This is a genomic window from Bradyrhizobium sp., assembly GCF_004799405.1.
In the GTDB taxonomy this organism is placed as follows: domain Bacteria; phylum Pseudomonadota; class Alphaproteobacteria; order Rhizobiales; family Xanthobacteraceae; genus Bradyrhizobium.
Genome location: NZ_SSMW01000120.1, coordinates 13,053 through 34,709, shown reverse-complemented (window position 1 = coordinate 34,709; position 21,657 = coordinate 13,053). Strand labels below are relative to the sequence as shown.

Here is a 21,657-nt window from a genome sequence, read left to right as displayed (position 1 = left end):
TGTCGGCCAACTCCGGTGATTCCCGGGGCAGACCATTGCCGGAACGACGGCCTATGGCGCTAGGTTTCCACTAGCCCCGTGCTCGACCCGCTCGCTGCGGAATCCTTGCGGCCATGAGGCAGCGCCAGATAGGATTCCGAACTCATCTCGATCAGCCGCGACGAGGTTCGCTTGAACTCATTGGCCTCAAAACCCTCGGTCGCGCGATACAGCGACGCCGGATCGGCCTCCGCCGACGCCATCAGCTTCACGGCATTGTCATAAATCGTGTCGATCAGCGCGATGAACCGCTTGGCGGCATTGCGCTCGGCATGGTCCATCACGGGAATGCGGTCGATCAGGATGGTGTGATAGTCGTGCGCGAGTCGCAAATAGTCCGACGCAGCGAGCGGCCTGTCGCAGATATCCGCGAATGAAAACCGCGCCACGCCGTGCGCCGAACATGGCACATGCAGGACGCGGCCCTTGATCGAGATATCGCGCGGCTTGCAGGGCGCGTTGCCGGTCATCCTCGCCCACGCCTTGCCGAGCGCGGCGTCGGCGAGCGCGTCCGCCGGCACCAGCCACATTTTCACGCCGGTGAGCTTTTCCAGCCGGAAATCGGCGCGGGCATTGAGCCGCAGAACGTCCATGTGCGCCGAAATCTGCGCAATGAACGGCAGGAACAGCGCCCGGTTCAGGCCTCCCTTGTAGAGATCCTCGGGCGCGACATTGGATGTCGCTACCACCACGGTGCCAAGTTCGAACAGCTTCGAGAACAGCCGGCCCAGGATCATCGCGTCCGCGATGTCGGTGACATGAAACTCGTCGAAACATAACAGCCACGCCTGCTCGAAAATCGACGCGGCGGTGAGCGCGATCACATCGCCATCGGCCATCTCGCCGCGCGCGATATTCTGGCGAAAGCCATAAATCCGCTCATGCACCTCGGCCATGAATTCGTGGAAATGCGCGCGGCGCTTATGGGTGACCGGACTGTGCTGAAAAAACAAATCCATCAGCATGGTCTTGCCGCGTCCGACCTCGCCATGAACATAGAGTCCGCGCGGCGGCGCCTGATCCTTGTCGGCGAACAGCCGGCCCAGCAAACGTGGCTTGCGCGCCGGCTTGTAGCCCGCCAGCCGTTGCTCGAGGTCCGCCAACGCCTCGGCGGCACGCGCCTGCGCTGCATCGGCCTCGATCGCGCCGGAGGAGACGAGGGCCTGATAATGGGCGCGGAATGCGGCGGACGGGGTGGACAGCATGGCCCACCTTACGGCCCCAAGCCGACGGAAATTGCAAGCCGGGAATTGGTGCCGGGGGGTATGCACTTTCTCCCTCGCCCCGCCCTTGCGGGGAGAGGGCTGGGGTGAGGGGCTGTCGCCGCAAGCTCTTAGGCAGAGGAATACGCTGAGGCTCCCCCCTCACCCGGATTGCTTCGCAATCCGACCTCTCCCCGCAAGCGGGGCGAGGTGAAAGTTCACGCACTTAGCGCGTAGGAATCTTCGACCACATAAGGCCCGCCGCCGGTGGATGCCCTTGACGAGAACAGCACGAAGCGCTGGGCCGTGAACACCCGGGTCGGGAAATATCCGCGCACCGACAAATAGTCCGCGACATCCTGATTGGAGGCGTCGCGCAGCCGTGCCAGCGTTACATGCGGGGTGAATTTGCGGCCTTCCGGATCAAGCCCGAAGCGCTGCATCAGGCGCTCGAGCTCGGCCTGCAACTCGATCAACGGACGGCTCGGCACGATGGAGGCGACCACCGCGCGCGGCTTTTTTCCGCCGAAGCTCGACAAGCCTTGCAGGGCGACATCGAACGGTTTGCGATTGACCCGAAACAGCAGCGAGGCGATCTCATTGGCTGCGACACCGTCGATATCGCCGATGAAGCGCAGGGTGACGTGATAATTTTCCGGATCGATCCAGCGCGCGCCCGGCAGGCCACCGCGCAAATTGGAAAGCGTCTGGCCGATCTCGGCCGGAATTTCCAGTCCCGTGAACAAACGCGGCATCGCAAGACTCCCGATGCGAAGGCGCGGCCCTCGGAAAGGTCCGGCAGGTCATGCCCTGAAACAAGCCCGGCGACGAATCACCGACGGTTATTTTTAGCGTAGTTATGTGACTCTGCGAAGCATCGATGGTTCGCCAACCGTCAAGCTTCCCGAAAATCACGGCGTTAGGGTTATCGCTGCCCGTTTTTCAACTACGTTGCCCGGATATCGCGCCAAGAAATGCCTCTACCGTGGGCAGTATATTTTTCACGATCACATCGACTCCCTCCGCGGTGGGGTGCAAGCCGTCGGCCTGATTGAGTCTGGCGTCCGCAGCGACACCCTCCAGGAAAAACGGATACAGCGGCGCGCCAAACGACTTGGCGAGATCTGGATAGATTGCGTTGAAACGCGCCGAATAGTCGCTGCCATAATTCGGCGGCGCCACCATCCCGCACAACATAACCGCGATTTTGCGGGCCTTCAGCCGCGTCAAAATGTCCGTCAGCGCCGCTCGGGTAACGTTGGGATCGATGCCGCGCAGGGCGTCATTGGCGCCGAGTTCGACGATCACGGCTTCGGTTCCTTCGGGCACCGACCAGTCGAGCCGGTCGCGGCCGCCGGAACTGGTGTCGCCTGACACCCCGGCACTGATCATGTCGACCTCTATCCCTTTGATCTCCAAAGCTTTTTGTAACCGCTCCGGGAATGCCGACGACGCCGGCAGGCCGAGACCCGCGCTCAGCGAATCGCCAAGCACGACCAGCTTGATCGGCTTGGTCGCCCTGAGTGCCGGCGCCTGAGCCAAGGCGGCTCCCGCCATTGTCAGCACCATGCCCAACACGAGCATGTGCGCGAACATCCTCATCCGCCCCTCGACCCCGCCCGCGGAAGTGCCATATGACCGAGCCATGGACAGCCTCATCGAACCCTCGTCACTGACCGGCCTCGAGCCGGACACCATTGCCATCTCGAACGTCAATCTCTCGCTCGGCACCGGCGCCGCAAGGGTTCATATCCTGAAGGATATCAGCCTGCGCGTGGCATCCGGTGAAGCGATCGGTCTGATCGGCCCGTCAGGTTCGGGGAAATCCACTCTTCTGATGGTCATGGCGGGACTGGAGCGTCCCGACAGCGGAGAGGTGGTGGTCAATGGCACCGCTTTCAATGCTCTCGACGAGGACGCGCTGGCGCGCTTTCGCGGCCGTCAGGTCGGCATCGTATTCCAGTCGTTTCATCTAATCCCGACCATGACCGCGCTGGAAAATGTCGCGGTGCCGCTGGAACTCGCCGGCAGTCCCGATGCGTCGCAGCGCGCCGCACAGGAGCTGATATCGGTCGGTCTCGGCGATCGCCTGCATCACTATCCCACGCAATTGTCCGGCGGCGAGCAGCAGCGCGTCGCATTGGCCCGCGCGCTGGTGCCCGACCCTGCGATCCTGGTAGCGGACGAGCCCACCGGAAATCTCGATGAGGCCACCGGCAAGCAGATCGTCGATCTCCTGTTCACCAAGCATGCCGAGCGCGGCATGACGCTGGTGCTGGTGACTCACGACACATCGCTGGCGCAACGCTGCGATCGGGTGGTGCGGTTGCGCTCCGGCCGGATCGATGGCCAGCCTTTGGGCCGCGAAACCGCTTTATGAGCATCGCGCCCGAGCCCACCCGAAGCGGCGGCATGACATCGCTTGCCCTGCGCTATGCCTTTCGCGAATTGCGCGGCGGCCTACGCGGCTTTTATGTTTTCATCGCCTGCATCGCGCTCGGCGTGATGGCGATTGCGGGCGTCGGTTCGGTCGCGGCCAGCCTCGGCGAGGGACTGGCGCGCGAAGGCCGGACGTTGCTTGGCGGCGACGCGGCATTCTCGCTGATCCAGCGCGAAGCCAAACCCGATGAAGTGGCATTTCTTGGCGCGCGCGGAAAAGTTTCGGTCGCGACGACCTTGCGCGCCATGGTGCGCACCGCGGACGGCCAGCTCGCATTGGTCGAACTCAAGGCGGTCGATGGCGCCTACCCGATGCTCGGCGAACTCACGCTCGATCCCAAAATGCCGGTGACGGATTTGCTGGCGGAGCACGACGGCGGCTTCGGTGCGGCCGCCGATTCGACCTTGCTGGCGCGACTCGACCTCAAGATCGGCGACCGCGTCACCCTCGGCGGCGCGACATTTCAAATCCGCAGCGTGGTCGATGCCGAGCCGGACAAACTCGCCGGCGGGATCGGATTCGGTCCGCGATTCCTGATCAGCGAAGCGGGCTTGCGCGCAACCGGCCTGCTGCAACCGGGCAGCCTCGTGCGCTGGATCTATCGGGTCAGACTGCCGGACAATGCGGCCGGCGATCGCGCCACAGCGGCGCTGATCGATGACGCCCGAACGTCATTGCCGCAAGCCGGCTGGGAGATTCGCAGCCGCAGCAACGCTTCGCCGCAACTCGAGCGCACCATCAGCCGCTTCACGCAATTTCTCACGCTGGTCGGCCTTGCCGCGCTGTTGGTCGGAGGCGTCGGCGTCGCCAATGCCGTCAAAAGCCATATCGATCGCCGCCGCGACGTCATCGCCGCATTCAAGGCGCTGGGCGCCACCGGCCGCGACGTCTTTACGATTTACCTCACGCAAGTGGTCGTACTCGCCATGATGGGATCGGTGATCGGGCTGGCCGCGGGCGCCGCGCTGCCCTTCATCATCGTCGGCGCGTTCGGCAAGCTGCTGCCGTTGCCGGTGGTGCCGACGCTGCATCCGGATGAACTCGCACTGTCCCTCGTCTACGGCCTGCTGACCGCGCTCGCCTTCGGCCTGTGGCCGCTCGGCCGCGTCCATGACGTGCCGGTGGCGGCGCTGTTTCGCGAAGCCGTCACCAGCGAGTGGCATCGGCCACGCTGGCGTTATCTTGCCGTGATGGCGGTGGTGATCGCATTATTGGTCGCGGTGGTGATCGGGCTTGCCTACGACAAGCGGGTTGCCGTGACGTTCGTCGCATCCTCGGTCGTTGTATTCGCGCTGTTGCGCGGCATCGCCGCCGGCTTGATGGCGCTGGCGCGACGGCTGCCGCGCACCCGCTTCACCATGCTGCGGCTGGCGATCGCCAACATCTACCGGCCCGGCGCATTGACGCCATCGGTGGTGATGTCGCTCGGCCTGGGTTTGGCGGTGCTGGTCACGATCACCCAGATCGACGGCAATCTGCGCCGGCAATTTCTGGCCGCGCTGCCGGACCGTGCACCGTCGTTTTATTTCATCGATATCCCCGCCACCGAAGCCGACCGCTTCGGCACGTTCCTCAAACAGACCGCACCGCAATCGACCGTCGAGGACGTGCCGATGCTGCGCGGGCGGATCGTCGCAGCCCGCGGCGTCAAGGCCGAGGACCTCAAGGCTTCGACCGACTCCGAATGGGTGCTCCAGAGCGACCGCGGCCTGACCTATACCAGTGAAATTCCCAAGGGTTCCAAGCTGGTCGAAGGCCAATGGTGGCCGGCCGATTATGACGGCCCGCCGCTGGTGTCGTTTGAAAAGAAGATCGCCGATGGGCTGAAACTCAAGATCGGCGACCAGATCGTCGTCAACGTGCTCGGCCGCGATATCACGGCAACAATCGGCAATATGCGGACCGTGGACTGGCAGAGCCTCGGCATCAATTTCGTGCTGGTATTCTCGCCCAACGCCTTCAAGGGCGCGCCGCACACCCATATCGCGACGTTGACCGAGACTCATCCGGACCCCGGCGGCGATGCCCAAATCATCAGGTCGGTGGCGGACGCATTCCCGATGGTGACCAGCGTGCGGGTTCGCGAGGCGCTGGAAACCATCGGCACTGTGGTCACCAATCTGGTGCTGGCGATCCGCGGCGCCAGCGCGGTGACGTTGATTTCGGCCATTCTGGTGCTGGGTGGCGCGCTTGCCGCCGGCCACCGCCATCGGGTTTATGATGCGGTCATTCTTAAAACCCTGGGCGCCACGCGCGCGCGGCTGCTTGGCGCTTATGCGCTGGAATACCTGATGATCGGCTTTGCGACGGCTGTTTTCGGCGTGATCGCCGGTTCCGTCGCGGCCTGGCTGATCGTGACCCGGCTAATGACGCTGAGTTTCATCTGGCAGGCCGGAAGTGCGGCCGGCGTCGTAGCGGCAGCACTGGTCGTCACGGTGGGATTGGGGCTTGCGGGCACGCTGCTGGCCCTGAACCAGAAGCCCGCCACCGTGCTGCGGAATTTATAACAAATAGAAACAATCGACCCTTAAGTCTGGGAGGTGACGGTTTCGTCGCGCCGGCCGGGTGGAGCGACATTCAGCCGCGCATGGAAGCTTGCAGTGAATGTGCTAGTTTCCCACATACCAGCCTGTGGCCAGATGCCGGCTTGATGACACCGAATTAATGTCAGCAACCGACGGTATCTAGGCTAGATTTCTGAACCGGCGCCGCAAAGACGCCGGCCAACCAACGGGACATTCGACCATGTCGGACCTAGACCGTAACTATACTTCTCCTTTCGGCCGGGCCGCCGGGCGCGCTGACGCCGCGACCGTCGATGCCGGTCTGCGCACCTACATGCTGCGCATCTACAACTACATGTCGATCGGCCTTGCCATCACCGGCCTCGCCGCACTCGGCGTCTATATGGCGGCGGTAACCACCGATCCGGCAGGCGATGCCGTTCGTGTCGGCAAGATCTTCCTGACGCCGTTCGGCTACGCGATGTTCGTGAGCCCGCTGAAATGGCTGTTCATACTGGCGCCGCTCGGAATGGTGTTCGCGATCTCCGCCGGCATCAACCGGATGCAGCCTGCGACCGCCCAGATGATGTTCTGGGTGTTCTCGGCGCTGATGGGCGTTTCGCTGTCGTCGATCTTCCTGGTGTATACGCACACCTCGATCGTGCGGGTGTTCTTCATCACCGCGGCCACGTTCGGCGCGTTGAGCCTCTACGGCTACACCACCAAGCGTGACATGACGGGAATGGGTTCGTTCCTGTTCATGGGCCTGATCGGCATCATCATCGCGAGCCTGGTCAATATCTTCCTCGCCAGTTCGATGCTGCAGTTCGTAGTGTCGGTGGTCGGCGTGCTGGTGTTTGCGGGCCTGACCGCCTGGGACACCCAGCGTCTGAAGAACGATTACATCTACGGCTATGCCTCGCAGGGCGGTGATGTGGCGGAGCGTGCGGCCATTTCCGGCGCGCTGTCGCTTTACCTGAACTTCATCAACCTGTTCACGCTGCTGCTGCAACTGCTCGGCCAGCGCGACTGACCGGCTTGCCTGCTCGATAAATTCAAGCCCCGGCCGTTCGGCCGGGGCTTTTCTTTTGCGGCGGACAAAAATAGTCTCGACGTCATGTCCGCGCTCGAAATCAGGCCCGCCACCGAGGCCGACCTTCCCTTCGTCACCGAGATTTACGACCACGCGGTCCGCTATGGCACCGCGACCTTCGAGCTGATCCCACCCGATCTTGCTGAAATGACGCGGCGCTTCGGCGTGTTGATGGACGGCGGCTTTCCCTATTTCGTCGCCGAACTCGACGGCCGCGTGATCGGATACGCCTATGCGGGAGCCTACCGGCCCCGGCCGGCCTATCGCTTCACGGTGGAGAATTCGGTCTATCTCCTGCCCGCGATCCATCGGCGCGGCATCGGCCTGCAACTGCTGCAACGGTTGATCGAAGAATGCGAGACGCGCGGCTATCGCCAGATGATCGCGGTGATCGGCGATTCCGCCAATGCCGGATCGATCGGCGTCCATACCCGAACCGGATTCCAGATGATCGGGACCCATCCCAATGTCGGCTTCAAGTTCGGCCGCTGGCTCGACACCGTGATGATGCAACGCGCGCTCGGCGACGGCCGGAATACGTTGCCGGCCGACGAATGATCCCTAAACCACCGCCAGCTTGCGGTCGATCACCAGCAGCACGCGATCGAGCTCATGGCCGCGGCGCAGGATCAGCCCGGTCGCCGAGATCACGCTATAGATACCCTGCTTGCGCGCCAGCCGCGGATCTTTTTCGATGCGATAGATCGGTACTTCGGAAGCGCGGCGGAACACCGAGAACACCGCACGATCCTTCAGAAAGTCGATGGCGTAGTCCCGCCACTCGCCATCGGCGACCATGCGCCCGTACAGATTCAGGATACGATTAAGTTCGAAACGATTGAACGTTACCCGGCCTGGCAGCGGCCCCGCAGCGGCACCACGCGCCGCTGCGCGGCTCTCGCTTGGATCGGCTTCCTCCGACATCGAACTCATGGAGCGCCTCCTGTCATGTCATCTGGATGACATGATTGCGCCAACGGGGCACCACTGCAAGAGGGCGATCGGCGGGACATCCGAATTCGCGCGCGACCGATTGTCCGTGGCGCCGTTTTCAGCCGAAAACACGCCGTCACGGGATCGTTAGCGGAATCATAATACTGCCCTACTTCCGCCTAGCGCCCGCCCTGCTGGATTGCGACAAGGACGCACTGCGTTGGCCCGGTCCTTTCGATTCCGGATTCCTCAGCCCCCAGCCCCCCGGGGTCGTCGGGATCGGGCCTGTTCGCAGGAAGTTACCTTCATACTGGGCCAACGTGAGTTGGTCCTTTTTCTTTTTGGGGATGGGTTTTGGGGATGGCGGCATGCCGCTGCGCGCGCAACGCGGGACCGGACACGCGATGCAATGACCTTGTCAGTCAGGTCCACGCCACGCCAAGACGCGTGCTGCAGAACGACGTGCGTGAAATTCAGTTCAGCGACGTAAAGGCCGCACCCAGCATCGGGCCGGGCTTCTCGCGGTTGCCGTCCTGGACATAAACCACCGCGGCATCGACACCCTCGCGGGAAATATTCTCCAGTGGCACCGTCCAATTGCCGGAACTCCCGTTCCAGTCGCCGACCTTCAACAGGTTACGCACCACATTGTGGTAGGTAACTTCGCGTCCGCGATTTTCTCCGCGACCAATTGAAATAGGCACCGCTTTCGAAATCGCGCAGATCCAGACTTCACCGTGCATCACCGCGGGGCCCGTGGTGGAGGCTGCGACCGAGACATTGATCTGCTTGCCGGACAGTGTCATCGTCACCGGCACCGACATCACGCCGTCGGCTTTTTCGGTGGCGCCAATCGCACTTTCGATAGCGGCGCGATCGCTGCCGACCACATGCGCCGATCCATTGACAACGACTTGCGGGGTGTAGACCTCGCGATCGCCACGCACCTGGGAATAGGCTTTCTGACGCGCGCTGAAGCGTGCATCCGCCAACGTGTCTTTCCAGCCAAGATAATCCCAGTAATCGATCGGCATGCTCAGCGCGATCACGGCAGGATCCTTGGCCAGTTCACCGATAATCTTGTCGGCGGGCGGACAGGACGAACATCCCTGCGAGGTGAACAATTCTATCACGGCGCGGGGATCGGCATGCGCCGGACGGACAATGGCGATAACCGCGCAGACGCCAAGCGCACCTGACCATCGCGATATCGAACTATAGGCCATCATCGTTGTCATAGTTTCAAAACCGGGAAATCCCCACCGCCGCCGCCGGCTTTTTCACGGCCGTTAACACATTGTCGCGTTCGGGCACCTGCTTCGAACGCGAGAAGGCGGCCCTTCATAGGCCGCCTTCTCTTCACTCGCTACTCACTTCGCAGTGAGGCCCCGATCACAATTCGCATTACGCCGCCAGTTTGCGCAGCACGTACTGCAAAATGCCTCCGTTTCGATAGTATTCGAGCTCATCGAGCGTATCGATGCGGCACAGCAGCGAAACCCGCTGCAGCGCGCCGCTGCCGGACACGATTTCCGCCGTCAGCTTCTGACGCGGTTTGAGGTCGCCCTGCAGTCCGCGTATCGTCACCGTCTCGTCGCCCTTCAACCCGATCGACTGCCAGGATGCGCCTTCCTCGAAGGTCAGCGGCAACACGCCCATGCCGACGAGATTGGAGCGGTGGATGCGCTCGAAGCTCTGGCAGATCACGGCGCGGACACCGAGCAGCCGCGTTCCCTTCGCGGCCCAGTCACGCGACGAACCGTTGCCGTATTCGGCGCCGGCAAAAACCACCAGCGGCACTTTCTCTTGCTGATACTTCATCGCGGCGTCGTAGATCGACATCTGCTCGCCGTCGGGCCAGTGTTTTGTAAGGCCGCCTTCGGGAATGTTGCCGTCGGCGCCTTTCAGCATGAAGTTCTTGATCCGGATGTTGGCGAACGTGCCGCGCATCATGATTTCATGATTGCCGCGCCGGGTGCCGTATTGATTGAAGTCGGCCGGGCGCACCTGGTGCTCCGACAGATATCTTCCGGCAGGCGAGGTCAGCTTGATCGCGCCGGCCGGCGAGATGTGGTCGGTGGTAATCTTGTCGCCGAACATTGCCAGGATACGCGCGTCGACGACGTCGATGATCGGTTCCGGCGCTTTCTTCATGCCTTCGAAATAGGGCGGATTCTGAACGTAGGTCGAGCTCATGTTCCAGCGATAGGTCTCGCTCTCGACGGTCTTGATCTTGCGCCAGTTGGTGTCGCCCTTGAACACATCGGCGTAGCGCTTCTTGAAGATCGCCGCGGTCACGAACTTCTTCATGAAGGCGTTGATCTCCTTGGTGGTCGGCCAGATGTCCTTCAGGTAGACCGGCTTGCCGTCCTTGCCGTTGCCGATCGGCTCGGCTGCGAGATTCTTGGTCACCGACCCCGCCAGTGCGTAAGCCACCACCAGCGGCGGCGAGGCCAGGTAATTGGCCTGCACGTCCGGGCTGACGCGGCCTTCGAAGTTGCGGTTACCCGACAGCACGGCGGCGGCGATGATGCCGTTGTCGTTGATCGACTTCGAAATCTCTTCCGGCAGCGGACCGGAATTGCCGATGCAGGTGGTGCAGCCAAACCCGATCAGGTTGAAGCCGACCTTGTCGAGCTCGAGTTGCAGTCCCGAATTGGAAAGATATTCGGCAACCACCTGGCTGCCCGGCGCCAGCGAGGTCTTGACCCAGGGCTTGGCGGTCAGGCCCTTGGCGGCGGCGTTGCGCGCCAGAAGTCCTGCACCGATCAGCACGCTCGGATTGGAGGTGTTGGTGCACGAGGTGATCGCCGCGATCACCACGTCGCCATGGCCGAGATCGAAATTGCGATTCTCGACCGGATAGCGCTTCGACGCATCCTCGGCTTTCTTGTATTCGCTGGCCATCGCGGCCGCGAACCCTTCCGCCACTCCGGGCAACGCGACGCGCCCTTCGGGACGTTTCGGCCCGGCCATCGACGGCACCACGTCGGCGAGATCGAGGGTCAGCGTTTCCGTGAATACCGGATCGGGCGATTTGGCGGTGCGGAACAGGCCTTGCGCCTTGGCATAGGCAACCACCAGCGCGATGCGGTCGGATTTCCGGCCCGAGGTCTTGAGGTAATCGATGGTCTCGGCATCGACCGGGAAGAAGCCGCAGGTGGCGCCGTATTCCGGCGCCATGTTGCCGATGGTGGCCTTGTCCGCGACCGAGAGATAATCGAGCCCGGGTCCGAAAAATTCCACGAATTTTCCGACCACGCCCTGCTTGCGCAGCATCTGCGTCACCGTCAGCACGAGATCCGTCGCGGTGACGCCTTCCTTCATCTGCCCCTTGAGTTTGAAGCCGACCACTTCCGGCAGCAGCATCGACAGCGGCTGGCCGAGCATCGCGGCTTCCGCCTCGATGCCTCCGACGCCCCAGCCGAGCACGGCAAGGCCGTTGACCATGGTGGTGTGCGAGTCGGTACCCACAAGCGAATCCGGATAGGCGACCTCGAAGGTGCCGGTCTTCTTGCCGACCGTCATCTTCTCCTTGCGGATCCATACCGTCTGCGCGAGGTATTCGAGATTGACCTGATGGCAGATGCCGGTGCCGGGCGGCACCACGGCAAAATTCGAAAACGCGCTCTGGCCCCATTTGAGGAATTCGTAGCGTTCCTGATTCTGCTTGTATTCCTCGACCACGTTCTTGGCGAACGCCTTGTTGTCGCCGAAGAAATTCACGATCACGGAATGATCGATGACGAGATCGACCGGCACCAGCGGGTTGATCTTTTCGGCGTCGCCGCCGAGCGCCTGCATGGCGTTGCGCATTGCCGCCAGATCGACCACCGCCGGGACGCCGGTGAAATCCTGCATCAGCACCCGCGCCGGGCGGAATGCGATTTCATGTTCGAGCGCGCGCTTCTTCAGCCACTTCGCGACCGCGACGATGTCGTCCTTCTTGACGGTGCGGTCGTCCTCGTTGCGCAGCAGGTTTTCCAGCAGCACTTTCATGGAATAGGGGAGTTTGGAGATTCCCTTCAGACCGTTTTTCTCGGCGGTGGGCAGGCTGTAATAGACGTAGGTCTTGCCGCCGACCTTGAGGGTCTTTTGGCATTTGAAACTGTCGAGCGAGGTCATGTGAGGCAATCCCAATTTATCGTTGTACCCGGCAAGGGTATCAAAACACCGTCAGCGAGGCAGGGCTGATAGCTTGCAGCCGCGGATTGTGTGCTGCATCAAGTTCCGGCTTATAGAATCTTTCTAGAGGCACCGCCACACCGACAATCGTGCTGCAGCAATGCGGCATCCACAAATTCCATTGCGGTACCCTTAGTTTCCAAGGGGCTACGAAAGGGCGAAATGAGGCTGTCGGGATGCGGCGTCAGGTGCGTGCGGGGCGGCCGGGAGGTGTTCTCGGGCCTCGATTTCGAGGCTTCCTCGGGTGAGGCGCTGGCCGTCACCGGTGCCAATGGCGCCGGCAAAACCTCCCTGCTGCGGCTGATCGCAGGCCTGCTGACGATGGCCGGCGGATCGATCGGTCTTGAGGGCGGCGGGCTCGAGCTGACGTTGCCGGAACAGGCCCATTATCTCGGCCATCGCGACACGCTGAAACCGTCGCTGAGCCTGGTGGAAAACCTGTCGTTCTGGCGGGATTTCCTGGGCGGCGAGGTTTTGAGCGCAACAGAGGGCCTTGCCGCGGTGGGGCTCGATCATGCCGCGCATCTGCCGGCGGCATTTCTGTCGGCTGGGCAGCGGCGGCGGCTGTCGATTGCCCGGCTCTTGACGGTGCGGCGGCCGGTCTGGCTGCTGGACGAACCGGTCTCGGCGCTCGATGCCGCCGGGCAGCGGCTGTTTGCCAGCCTGATGAGCGAACACCTCGCCCGCGGCGGCCTGATCATCGCGGCGACCCATGCGCCGCTGGGAGTGCCCGCGAAAGAATTGCGGATCGGGGGTGCGGCGTGAGTGCCCTCGCAGCGCTGATCCGAAGGGACATCAAAATCGCCTGGCGCATCGGCGGCGGGGCGCTGATCGGCGTCCTGTTCTTTCTCATCGTCGTGGTGCTGACGCCGTTTGCGATTGGTCCCGAACCCGCACTGCTTGCGCGCGTCGCGCCGGCGACGTTGTGGATCGGCGCGCTGCTCGCAAGCCTGCTCGGTCTCGACCGCCTGCTTGCGGCCGATCTCGACGACGGCTCACTCGACCTGATCCTGATGGCACGCTCGCCGTTGGAACTGACCCTTGCCGCCAAGGCCGTTGCCCAATGGCTCACGACAGGTCTGCCGCTGGTGATTGTCGCGCCAGTCCTTGGAATGCTGCTCAACCTCGACCTTGCGGCAAGCCTGGCGGTGACGATCACGCTCGCCGTCGGCACGCCGGCGCTGACCTTCACCGGTCTTATTGGCGCAGCGCTTACCGTGGCGCTGCGCCGAGGCGGACTTTTGCTCGCGGTGCTGTCTTTGCCGCTCGCGGTGCCGGTTCTGGTGTTCGGTGTCGCCGCCTCAATTGACGCCATCACCGGATCGGGGGCCTTCGGCGCGTCGTTCACGATTCTTTGTGCGCTGACCCTGATGAGCTTGGTCGTCGGCCCGTTTGCCGCCGCCGCAGCACTCCGGCTCGAGGCGGAATAAGACAGATGAGCGCACCGTATTTCCCTGTCCCCCATCCGCCTTATTGCAGCCCCCCGACACCCACATTAAGACAACCCCGATGGCCCTGATCGACCTTGCCAACCCCTCGCGCTTTCTGGCTTTCGCCGGACGGGCGCTGCCGTGGCTATGGGGCGCGACCATCGTTACTTTCGCCGTGACTTGTTATCGGGTGCTCAACCTTGACCTGGCCGTTTACGAGCAGCAGCAAACCATCAAGATCATGTTCATCCACGTGCCGACGGCGTGGCTCGGCATGTTCGGCTGGGCCTCGATGAGCCTCGCCGCGCTGGGCACCCTGGTCTGGCGCCACCCGCTCGCCGACGTCGCTGCCAAGGCGACGGCGCCGATCGGTGCGGCATTCACCTTCGTCTGCTTTGTGACCGGCTGGTTGTGGGGGCGCGCAAGCTGGGCCGGCGGCGGCAATCTGCCGCTGGAATATATGGTACTGGACGCGCGACTGAGTTCAGTGCTGATGCTGCTGATTCTCTATCTCGTGGTGATCGCTCTGGTGCGTGCAATCGAGGATCCTTCGCGTGCCGCACGCGCGGCCGCCATCCTTACGCTGGTCGGAGCCATCAACCTGCCGATCATCAAACTGTCGGCGGAATGGCGCGAGGGGCAATATACCCTGCATCAGACATCGTCGGTTTTCCTGCGCGACGGGCCGAAGCTCGACACGCCGATCCTGACCACGCTGTTGATCTCCGCCCTGGCCTTCACGCTGTTGTTCGTGACGCTCCAGGTCGCCGCGATGCGGAACGAGATTCTGCGGCGGCGGGTGCGTGCCTTGCGTCTCATGCAGGCGGAGGAGCAGCGCGCATGAACCTTGGCGAGCACGCCGACTTCATCATTGCTTCCTTTGCGCTGGCGATTGCCACGATCCTGGCATTGATTGCATGGGTGACGTTCGATTTTCGCACCCAACTGCGCATCCTCGGCGAGCTGGAGCAGCGCGGCGTGACCCGGCGCTCCCGGCAACCCAACAAAACCGAACCATGAGTAATGCCCCCGGCGAAAGCTCCGGCAGCAACTGGCGCAGCGTGCTGGTGGCGCTGCCGCTGCTCGGCTTCCTGGCGCTGGCCGGGATCTTCCTGCTGCGGCTGCATGGCGACGATCCGTCGAAGATCCCCTCGGCTCTGATCGGCCGTCCCGCGCCGCAAACAGCACTGCCGGCGCTCGAAGGCCTCGTCAACAATGGCGCGCAGATACCGGGGCTCGATCCCTCCGCGTTCAAGGGCAAGGTCAGCGTCGTCAATGTCTGGGCCTCGTGGTGCGTGCCGTGTCACGACGAAGCGCCGCTGTTGACCGAGCTTGCCCGGGACAAGCGCTTGCAGCTCGTCGGCATCGACTACAAGGATGCAGCCGACAACGCCCGGCGCTTTCTCGGCCGCTATGGCAATCCATTCGGCATTGTCGGCGTCGACGGCAATGGCCGCGCCGCGATCGAGTGGGGCGTCTACGGCGTGCCGGAGACGTTCGTGGTCGGGCGCGACGGCACCATTCTCTACAAGCTGGTCGGTCCGGTCACGCCAGACAATATCGACAGCATCCTCAGAACGGAGATCGACAAGGCGCTGAAGGCGGGGACTTAAAGCCGCCTAGCCTTCCCTCACATCACCAGCCTCCGCCTCGCTGGCTTCGAGCGAGGCCGGCTCCAGATGGTAACGCTTGGTCAGCGGCATCTGCGCGATCGCAAACGCCATCGTCAGCGGGATCACGCCGAACGCCTTGAAGGCGACCCAGAAATCGGTGGACTGGGTGCGCCAGATGATCTCGTTCAGGATCGCCATCCCGAAAAAGAACAAGGCCCAGCGCAGCGTCAGGATCCGCCAGCCCTGCGGCGTCAGGTTGAACATCTGGTCGAACATGATGGCGATGAAGGAGCGTCCGAACAACAATCCGCCGCCGAGGATCGCAGCGAACAGGCCGTAGATGATGGTCGGCTTGACCTTGATGAAGGTCTCGTCGTGCAGCACCAAGGTCAGCGTGCCGAACACAATGACGATCACGCCGGTGACCAGCGCCATCAGCGGCACATGCCGGGTCACCACGTAAGACGCAATCATCGCCGCCACGATCGCCACCATGAACGCGCCGGTGGCGACGAATAGGTTGAATTTGGCGTTGGCGACGAAGAAAACAATCAGCGGACCGAGTTCGGTCGCGAGCTTGAACAAAGGATGCGGCGTGGTTTTGTCCATCATGCCCTATTCAATTCCTGCAATCGCCTGCGCGAAGTCGCGTGCGGTAAAGGGCGCAAGATCGTCGACGCCCTCGCCGACGCCGATGAAGTGCACCGGCAGCTTGTGTCTTTCGGCCAGCGCCACCAGGATGCCGCCGCGCGCGGTACCGTCGAGTTTTGTCATCACCAGCCCCGTGACACCTGCGGTACGATGAAACGCCTCGACCTGCGACAGCGCATTTTGTCCCACCGTGGCGTCGAGCACCAGCAGCACCGCATGCGGCGCCGAGGGGTCGACCTTTTTGATGACGCGAACGACCTTTTCGAGCTCGTTCATCAACTCGGCCTTGTTCTGCAATCTTCCTGCGGTGTCGATCAGGAGCACATCGAGCTTGCCCTCGCGCGCCGCGGTCAGCGCATTGAAGGCAAGGCTTGCGGAATCCGACCCTTGTGCGCCTGCAATCACCGGCGACTTGGTGCGATCGCCCCAGATCTTCAACTGCTCGATCGCCGCGGCACGAAAGGTGTCGCCGGCCGCCAGCATCACCTTGCGGCCTTCGGCGTTTAGCGTGGCCGCCAATTTACCAATGGTGGTGGTCTTGCCGGAACCGTTGACGCCGACCACCAAAATAACGAACGGCTTTTGCGCCTCGTCGATCCGCAGTGGCTTTGCCACCGGCGATAAAACCTTCTCCACTTCGGCCGCGACCACCGACTTCACGTCATCCGCCGAGATCGTCTTGTCGTAACGGCCGGCGCCGACCGCGGCGGCGATGCGCGCCGCCACCTCGGTTCCCAAATCGGCGCGCAGCAGCACGTCCTCGATATCGTCGAGCATCGCGCGGTCGAGCTTGCGCTTGGTGACGAGATCGGCCACCGCCGACCCCAGCGACCCTGAAGTGCGCTTGAGGCCACCGGACAGCCGTCGCCACCAGCTCAGTCTGGGGTTTTCGGGCGTGGTATCGTTCATGTCCGGCGTGTGTTAGCGGTTTCGCGCCATGAACGAAAGTCACAACGAACGCATCGATCTGCCGGGGCTGACCGCGGACGAAATTCAGTCCCGCGTGCTCCATCGCGACGGGCTGATGCTGGTGATTGACAAGCCCGCGGGCCTGCCGGTGCATCGCGGCCCCAAGGGCGGCGCCAATCTGGAGGCGTCGTTCGACGCATTGCGATTCGGCCTGCCGCGGCCGCCGGTTCTCGCCCACCGGCTCGACCGCGATACGTCGGGTTGCCTCGTGCTCGGACGGCATCGCAAGGCGACGGCATCGCTGGGATTGCTGTTCAAGCACGGCCGGATTTCCAAGACTTATTGGGCGGTGGTCGAAGGCGGACCGGTGGAGGACGAAGGCGCCATCGACATGCCGCTCGGGCGCCTCAACGTCGAGCGCGGCTGGTGGCAGAAGCCCGATCCGGAAGGCCAGACCGCGGTCACGAACTGGAAGGTGCTGGGACGCGGCGTCGGTCTCAGCTGGCTCGCGATGGAACCGGTCACCGGACGCACCCATCAATTGCGGGTTCACGCGGCTGCATCAGGCTGGCCGATCGTGGGCGATAATATCTACGGCACCGGTCCGCGCTTTGGCGAGCCGCGCCTGCATCTGCATTCTCGCGAGATCGTGATTCCGATTTCGAAGAACAAGGACCCGATCCGCGTGGTGGCGCCGGTGCCGGAACATTTACGCGAACGGCTGAGGGCGTGTTGGTGGAACGGCGAGTAGCCACGATGTCATCATCCGCGAAAGCGGATGATCCAGTATCCCAAAGCACTTTAGGTCAATCGCAGGCGGCGTGGCGTACTGGATCGCCCGGTCAAGCCGGGCGATGACAGTTTGAGATCAGCCGCGTGCCGTCGTGTCCGATTATTGCAAGCGTCAACACCACGCCAGGCACCTCGCCGTTGATCGCCACCGGCAGGAAGTGCTCTGTCCGGCCCTGCGTCGCGCTTTCGATCAACACCTGCCGCGTGCTTCCCGTCTCCGAAACAAGCCGCCTTTGCAAGGCGGCCTCGCCGGTCGCACGCAATCGCCTGGCGCGTTGCTTGATCGCCTCGCCGCGGACCTGCGGCATCCTTGCCGCCGGCGTACCCGGCCGCGGCGAATAGGGAAATACATGCAGGAAAGTGAGGCCGCATTCCTCGACCAATTCCTGCGAGCGCATGAACATCGCTTCCGACTCGGTCGGAAAGCCCGCGATGATATCGGCGCCGAGCGCGATGTCCGGCCGCAGCCGCCGCACCTGCGCGCAAAATGCGACCGCATCCTTGCGGCTATGCCGCCGCTTCATCCGCTTCAGGATCAGGTCGTCGCCTGATTGCAGCGACAGATGCAGATGCGGCATCAGCCGCGCATCAGCCGCGATCACGTCGAGCAGATCGCGATCGACCTCGATGGAATCAATCGACGAAATCCGCAAACGTTTCACTTCCGGCACGTGCCGCAATACCTGCTTTGTCAGCATGCCCAGTTTTGGCGCGCCCGGCAGGTCCGCGCCGTAACTCGTCAGATCGACACCCGTGAGCACGATTTCGGCGTAGCCGCGCTCGGCCAGGGCGCGAACCTGATCGACCACCGCACCCATCGGTACCGAGCGCGAATTGCCGCGGCCATAGGGGATGATGCAGAAGGTGCAGCGATGATCGCATCCATTCTGCACCGGCACGAATACCCGTGGCAGGCCTTTGGCAAATCCTTGCAGAAGATGCGGCGCCATTTCCCGCACCGCCATGATATCGGCAACCGCAATCTTTTCGCTGCCGCCGACATCGAGCGCCGCGCGCGTGGCGCGCCACGTCTCGCCGCGCATCTTGTCGTCATTGCCGACGACGCGATCGACCTCGGCCATTTCGGCGAACGTCTGCGCTTGCGTCTGCGCCGCGCAGCCGGTCACGACGATCCGCGCCCCGGGCCGCTCGCGCTTCAGCCGCCGGATCGACTGCCGCGCCTGCGCGACCGCTTCGTTGGTCACCGCGCAGCTGTTGATGACGATGGTGTCGGTGAGCCCGGCGCGTTCGGCCTCGCGGGCAATCACTTCGGATTCGAACGCGTTGAGACGGCAGCCGAAAGTGACAACGTCGACGCTCATCTCAGGCGACGCTGGCAAATAATGCCGGATCGAATCGCCCTTCATATTCGAACGTCGCCGTCCCCGTCATCAGCACATGATCGTCGCGCTCGCGCCATTCGATGCCGAGTTCGCCACCGGGCAGCGAAATCTGCACGATGCGATTGGCGCGCTTCAGCCGCGCCGCCGCCACCGCCGTGGCACAGGCTGCCGAGCCGCAGGCCTTGGTCAGTCCCGCACCGCGCTCCCAAGTGCGGATCGTGATGTGATCGTGATCGACGATGTGCGCGAGCGTGATGTTGGCGCGCTCGAGAAAGATCGGATGATTTTCCAGGAGCGGGCCGAAGCGGACGAGGTCGTAGGCGTTGACATCATCGACCCAGAAGATCGCGTGCGGATTGCCCATGTTGACCACGGAGGGCGTGTGCAGCACCGGCGCGTCGATCGGACCGATCTGCAGTTCGATCGAGCGCGTGTCGCGAAACTCCTCCGCCAGCGGAATATCCTTCCAGCCGAATTTCGGCGGGCCCATGTCGACGGTATAGAGATCGCCGGATGGGCCCTGCCAGCAATTCAGGAGGCCTGCCCGGGTCTCGTAAGTGACCTGGGTCTGACCGGTGCGCTCGAACAGCAGACGCGCCACGCAGCGCATGCCGTTGCCGCAGGCCGCGGCTTCCGAACCATCGCTGTTGTAGATGCGGATAAAGGCTTCGGTGCCCTGCAGCCGCGGCGGCTGCAGCACCATCAACTGGTCATAAGGCACGCCCGCGGGCGAGGCCACCGCGCGCGCTTCCTCGGCCGTGACGGCCGCCGGCCTGTCGCGCAGATCGACCACGACGATCTCGTTGCCGATGCCGTTCATCTTGCTGAAACTGTGATTTGCGAGCGCGCTCATGCCGGTTTCCTGCCGTCTTATATGGCGAATGCCGGTGGATTGGCCAGTGCCGCGCTTCCGGCGCAACAACCATGACATATCTGTCATGGGACGAAAGCCGGGCCCTCGTGTTAACGTGCCGGCCATTGCGGTACTTGCCTAAAGCGTGAACCGGGACACGCCGCGCCGCGCTGGACACGGATGGAGATTATTCGAATGAATTGCATCGGCTTTTTCCGCCTCGGCCTGATCGCGCTGCTCCCGGTAGCCGCGATGTCGGCGGGTCCTGGCCCCGCGCTGGCGCAATCGCCGCCGGCGGCTCCCGCCGTGACGAGTACGCCAACGCCGGCACCGGCCGCGTCGACAACGCCTGCCCCGGCGCCGGCAGCAACGCCTGCGCCGGAAGCGAGCCCTTCGGCCGCTCCCACGCCTCCGTCCGACGCCGCGCAGACGCCGGCGACACCGCCCCCGGCCGCTACCGCACCGGTTCAGACCGCCGACCCGTTCGGCGAGGAAATTACGATGACGCCGAAAACGGTCGTCATTGTCAAAGGGACCGGAAACTGGGAATCAGCGTTCGATGCGCTGACTGATTCACTCAAGGCATTGTCGGCTCTGCTCGACAAGCAGGGCATCAAGCACGCCGGCAATTCGATGATCGTCTATACCTCGACCGACGACACAGGCTTCAGCTACCTTGCGGAGATTCCGGTCGATCAGGATCCGAAAAACCTGACCAAGAACATGAGCATCGGCAAATCGCCGGAGGGCAAAGCGTTGAAATTTGTCCATCGCGGGTCCTACGACAACATGGACAACACCTACGAGGCCATCACCAATCACCTCGACGACAAGAAGCTCGAGGCCAAGGACACCTTCATCGAGGAATACATCACCGATCCCTTGAAGACCGAGGAAGACAAGCTGGTGATCAACATCTACGTGCCGCTGAAGTGAGACTCATGAGACTTCGCGCATTTCTTGCCGCGACTGTCGCCGCGGGCGCTCTGCTCGCAGCACCTGCTTGGGCGCAGAACGGACCTCCGGCGATGATCTCCGTCACCGGCGAGGCCACCGTATCGGTGCCGCCTGATCTGGCCGAGATCGAAGGCGGCGTCACCAGCGATGCCAAAACCGCGCGCGAGGCCTCCGAAGCCAACAACGTCGCAATGGGAAAACTGCTGCTGGCGTTGAAGGGCGTCAACATCGAGGAGAAGGATATCAAGACCTCGCGGCTGTCGTTGCAACCGCAAAACGCACCGAACCGCACAGGCTCGTCCGCCATCGTCGGCTACCGCGCCTCCAACCGGGTGACGATCCGGGTGCGCGACATCACCAGGCTTGCAAACGTGATCGATGCGCTAGTGGGCGCGGGCGCCAACGAGATCGGCGGCATCAATTTCATGGTGTCGCAGGCCTCGAAACTTCTCGATCAGGCCCGCGAACAGGCCATCGCCGATGCCCGCCGCAAGGCCGAGATCTATGCCAAGGCCGCCGGCGTCACGCTCGGCGCGCCGCTCGGCATTACCGAGGAAGGTTCACCCGGCGCGCTGCCCTATCGCAGAATGTCCGCCGGCATCGCGGCAGCACCGGTGGCGCAGGGCGAAGAGACGCTCGGGGTCACGGTGAATGTATCCTGGGCGATCAAGCCGGCGCAGTAGTTCTACCTCGCCCCACTCTTGCGGGGCGAG

The 21,657-nt window shown here is 63.1% G+C and carries 22 protein-coding genes; 12 read left to right on the top strand and 10 right to left on the bottom strand.

What is annotated here, in order from left to right; genetic code table 11:
* Positions 1–59: 59 nt before the first annotated feature.
* The 3 genes from zapE to E7813_RS18275 form a co-directional block, all read right to left on the bottom strand.
* Positions 60–1,244, bottom strand: coding sequence for a cell division protein ZapE (gene zapE, locus E7813_RS18285; protein WP_291576212.1), 1,185 nt, complete (start codon positions 1,242–1,244; stop codon positions 60–62).
* 215 nt (positions 1,245–1,459) lie between these two features.
* Complete coding sequence (gene thpR / locus E7813_RS18280) at positions 1,460–1,996, bottom strand: RNA 2',3'-cyclic phosphodiesterase (RefSeq protein ID WP_291576210.1); 537 nt, start codon at positions 1,994–1,996, stop codon at positions 1,460–1,462.
* A gap of 187 nt (positions 1,997–2,183) precedes the next feature.
* The gene (locus E7813_RS18275; RefSeq protein ID WP_291576208.1) at positions 2,184–2,888 is read right to left on the bottom strand and encodes an arylesterase; all 705 of its coding nucleotides are present in this window, start codon (positions 2,886–2,888) and stop codon (positions 2,184–2,186) included.
* Here E7813_RS18275 and E7813_RS18270 point away from each other — a divergent pair.
* From E7813_RS18270 to E7813_RS18255, 4 genes are all read left to right on the top strand, one after another.
* Positions 2,887–3,621, top strand: a complete 735-nt coding sequence (locus E7813_RS18270; RefSeq protein ID WP_291576205.1) for an ABC transporter ATP-binding protein — start codon at positions 2,887–2,889, stop codon at positions 3,619–3,621. The two genes, E7813_RS18275 and E7813_RS18270, sit on opposite strands and share 2 nt — an antisense overlap.
* 32 nt (positions 3,622–3,653) lie before the next feature.
* Positions 3,654–6,188 carry an FtsX-like permease family protein gene (locus tag E7813_RS18265; RefSeq protein WP_291576204.1) on the top strand — a complete coding sequence of 845 codons (2,535 nt, stop codon included), beginning with the start codon at positions 3,654–3,656 and terminating at the stop codon, positions 6,186–6,188.
* A gap of 238 nt (positions 6,189–6,426) precedes the next feature.
* Complete coding sequence (locus tag E7813_RS18260; RefSeq protein WP_291576202.1) at positions 6,427–7,218, top strand: Bax inhibitor-1/YccA family protein; 792 nt, start codon at positions 6,427–6,429, stop codon at positions 7,216–7,218.
* Positions 7,219–7,302: 84 nt separating this feature from the next.
* Positions 7,303–7,836 carry a GNAT family N-acetyltransferase gene (locus tag E7813_RS18255; protein WP_291576200.1) on the top strand — a complete coding sequence of 178 codons (534 nt, stop codon included), beginning with the start codon at positions 7,303–7,305 and terminating at the stop codon, positions 7,834–7,836.
* Between the two features lie 3 nt (positions 7,837–7,839).
* Here the strand turns inward: E7813_RS18255 and E7813_RS18250 are convergent, their stop codons facing one another.
* The 3 genes from E7813_RS18250 to acnA all read right to left on the bottom strand — a co-directional run bounded on the left by E7813_RS18250 (position 7,840) and on the right by acnA (position 12,336).
* A complete protein-coding gene (locus E7813_RS18250) occupies positions 7,840–8,211 on the bottom strand; it encodes a DUF2794 domain-containing protein (RefSeq protein WP_291576198.1) in 372 nt (123 codons plus the stop codon).
* Positions 8,212–8,684: 473 nt separating this feature from the next.
* The gene (locus tag E7813_RS18245) at positions 8,685–9,449 is read right to left on the bottom strand and encodes a DUF1223 domain-containing protein (protein WP_291576196.1); all 765 of its coding nucleotides are present in this window, start codon (positions 9,447–9,449) and stop codon (positions 8,685–8,687) included.
* A gap of 166 nt (positions 9,450–9,615) precedes the next feature.
* Positions 9,616–12,336 carry an aconitate hydratase AcnA gene (gene acnA / locus E7813_RS18240; RefSeq protein ID WP_291576194.1) on the bottom strand — a complete coding sequence of 907 codons (2,721 nt, stop codon included), beginning with the start codon at positions 12,334–12,336 and terminating at the stop codon, positions 9,616–9,618.
* Positions 12,337–12,558: 222 nt separating this feature from the next.
* On the opposite strand from acnA, the gene ccmA reads away from it, so the two are divergent.
* From ccmA to E7813_RS18215, 5 genes are all read left to right on the top strand, one after another.
* A complete protein-coding gene (ccmA, locus tag E7813_RS18235) occupies positions 12,559–13,161 on the top strand; it encodes a heme ABC exporter ATP-binding protein CcmA (RefSeq protein WP_291576192.1) in 603 nt (200 codons plus the stop codon).
* Positions 13,158–13,826: a heme exporter protein CcmB gene (ccmB, locus tag E7813_RS18230; protein ID WP_291576190.1), complete on the top strand. Its 669-nt coding sequence runs from the start codon at positions 13,158–13,160 to the stop codon at positions 13,824–13,826. Before ccmA ends, ccmB begins: the two co-directional genes overlap by 4 nt.
* Before the next feature lie 79 nt (positions 13,827–13,905).
* Positions 13,906–14,670 carry a cytochrome c biogenesis protein CcsA gene (gene ccsA / locus E7813_RS18225; RefSeq protein ID WP_291576188.1) on the top strand — a complete coding sequence of 255 codons (765 nt, stop codon included), beginning with the start codon at positions 13,906–13,908 and terminating at the stop codon, positions 14,668–14,670.
* Complete coding sequence (gene ccmD / locus E7813_RS18220) at positions 14,667–14,846, top strand: heme exporter protein CcmD (RefSeq protein ID WP_291576186.1); 180 nt, start codon at positions 14,667–14,669, stop codon at positions 14,844–14,846. Before ccsA ends, ccmD begins: the two co-directional genes overlap by 4 nt.
* Positions 14,843–15,439, top strand: a complete 597-nt coding sequence (locus E7813_RS18215; RefSeq protein WP_291576184.1) for a DsbE family thiol:disulfide interchange protein — start codon at positions 14,843–14,845, stop codon at positions 15,437–15,439. The genes ccmD and E7813_RS18215 overlap by 4 nt, the downstream gene beginning before the upstream one ends.
* Positions 15,440–15,445: 6 nt before the next feature.
* On the opposite strand, the gene E7813_RS18210 is transcribed toward E7813_RS18215, so the two are convergent.
* Both E7813_RS18210 and ftsY read right to left on the bottom strand, forming a co-directional pair.
* A complete protein-coding gene (locus E7813_RS18210) occupies positions 15,446–16,048 on the bottom strand; it encodes a septation protein A (protein WP_291576336.1) in 603 nt (200 codons plus the stop codon).
* 6 nt (positions 16,049–16,054) lie between these two features.
* The gene (gene ftsY / locus E7813_RS18205; RefSeq protein WP_291576182.1) at positions 16,055–16,999 is read right to left on the bottom strand and encodes a signal recognition particle-docking protein FtsY; all 945 of its coding nucleotides are present in this window, start codon (positions 16,997–16,999) and stop codon (positions 16,055–16,057) included.
* A gap of 28 nt (positions 17,000–17,027) precedes the next feature.
* Here ftsY and E7813_RS18200 point away from each other — a divergent pair, with 28 nt between their 5' ends.
* A complete protein-coding gene (locus E7813_RS18200; RefSeq protein ID WP_291576180.1) occupies positions 17,028–17,750 on the top strand; it encodes an RNA pseudouridine synthase in 723 nt (240 codons plus the stop codon).
* A gap of 91 nt (positions 17,751–17,841) precedes the next feature.
* Here the strand turns inward: E7813_RS18200 and mtaB are convergent, their stop codons facing one another.
* Positions 17,842–19,113, bottom strand: a complete 1,272-nt coding sequence (gene mtaB / locus E7813_RS18195; RefSeq protein WP_291576179.1) for a tRNA (N(6)-L-threonylcarbamoyladenosine(37)-C(2))-methylthiotransferase MtaB — start codon at positions 19,111–19,113, stop codon at positions 17,842–17,844.
* A 1-nt stretch (position 19,114) separates the two neighbouring features.
* Positions 19,115–19,987: a diaminopimelate epimerase gene (dapF, locus tag E7813_RS18190; RefSeq protein WP_291576177.1), complete on the bottom strand. Its 873-nt coding sequence runs from the start codon at positions 19,985–19,987 to the stop codon at positions 19,115–19,117.
* Positions 19,988–20,182: 195 nt separating this feature from the next.
* Here dapF and E7813_RS18185 point away from each other — a divergent pair, with 195 nt between their 5' ends.
* Together E7813_RS18185 and E7813_RS18180 are read left to right on the top strand one after the other, a co-directional pair.
* Positions 20,183–20,923, top strand: coding sequence for a GyrI-like domain-containing protein (locus E7813_RS18185; RefSeq protein WP_291576175.1), 741 nt, complete (start codon positions 20,183–20,185; stop codon positions 20,921–20,923).
* Between the two features lie 5 nt (positions 20,924–20,928).
* Complete coding sequence (locus E7813_RS18180; RefSeq protein WP_291576173.1) at positions 20,929–21,627, top strand: SIMPL domain-containing protein; 699 nt, start codon at positions 20,929–20,931, stop codon at positions 21,625–21,627.
* The last annotated feature ends 30 nt before the right edge of the window (positions 21,628–21,657 follow it).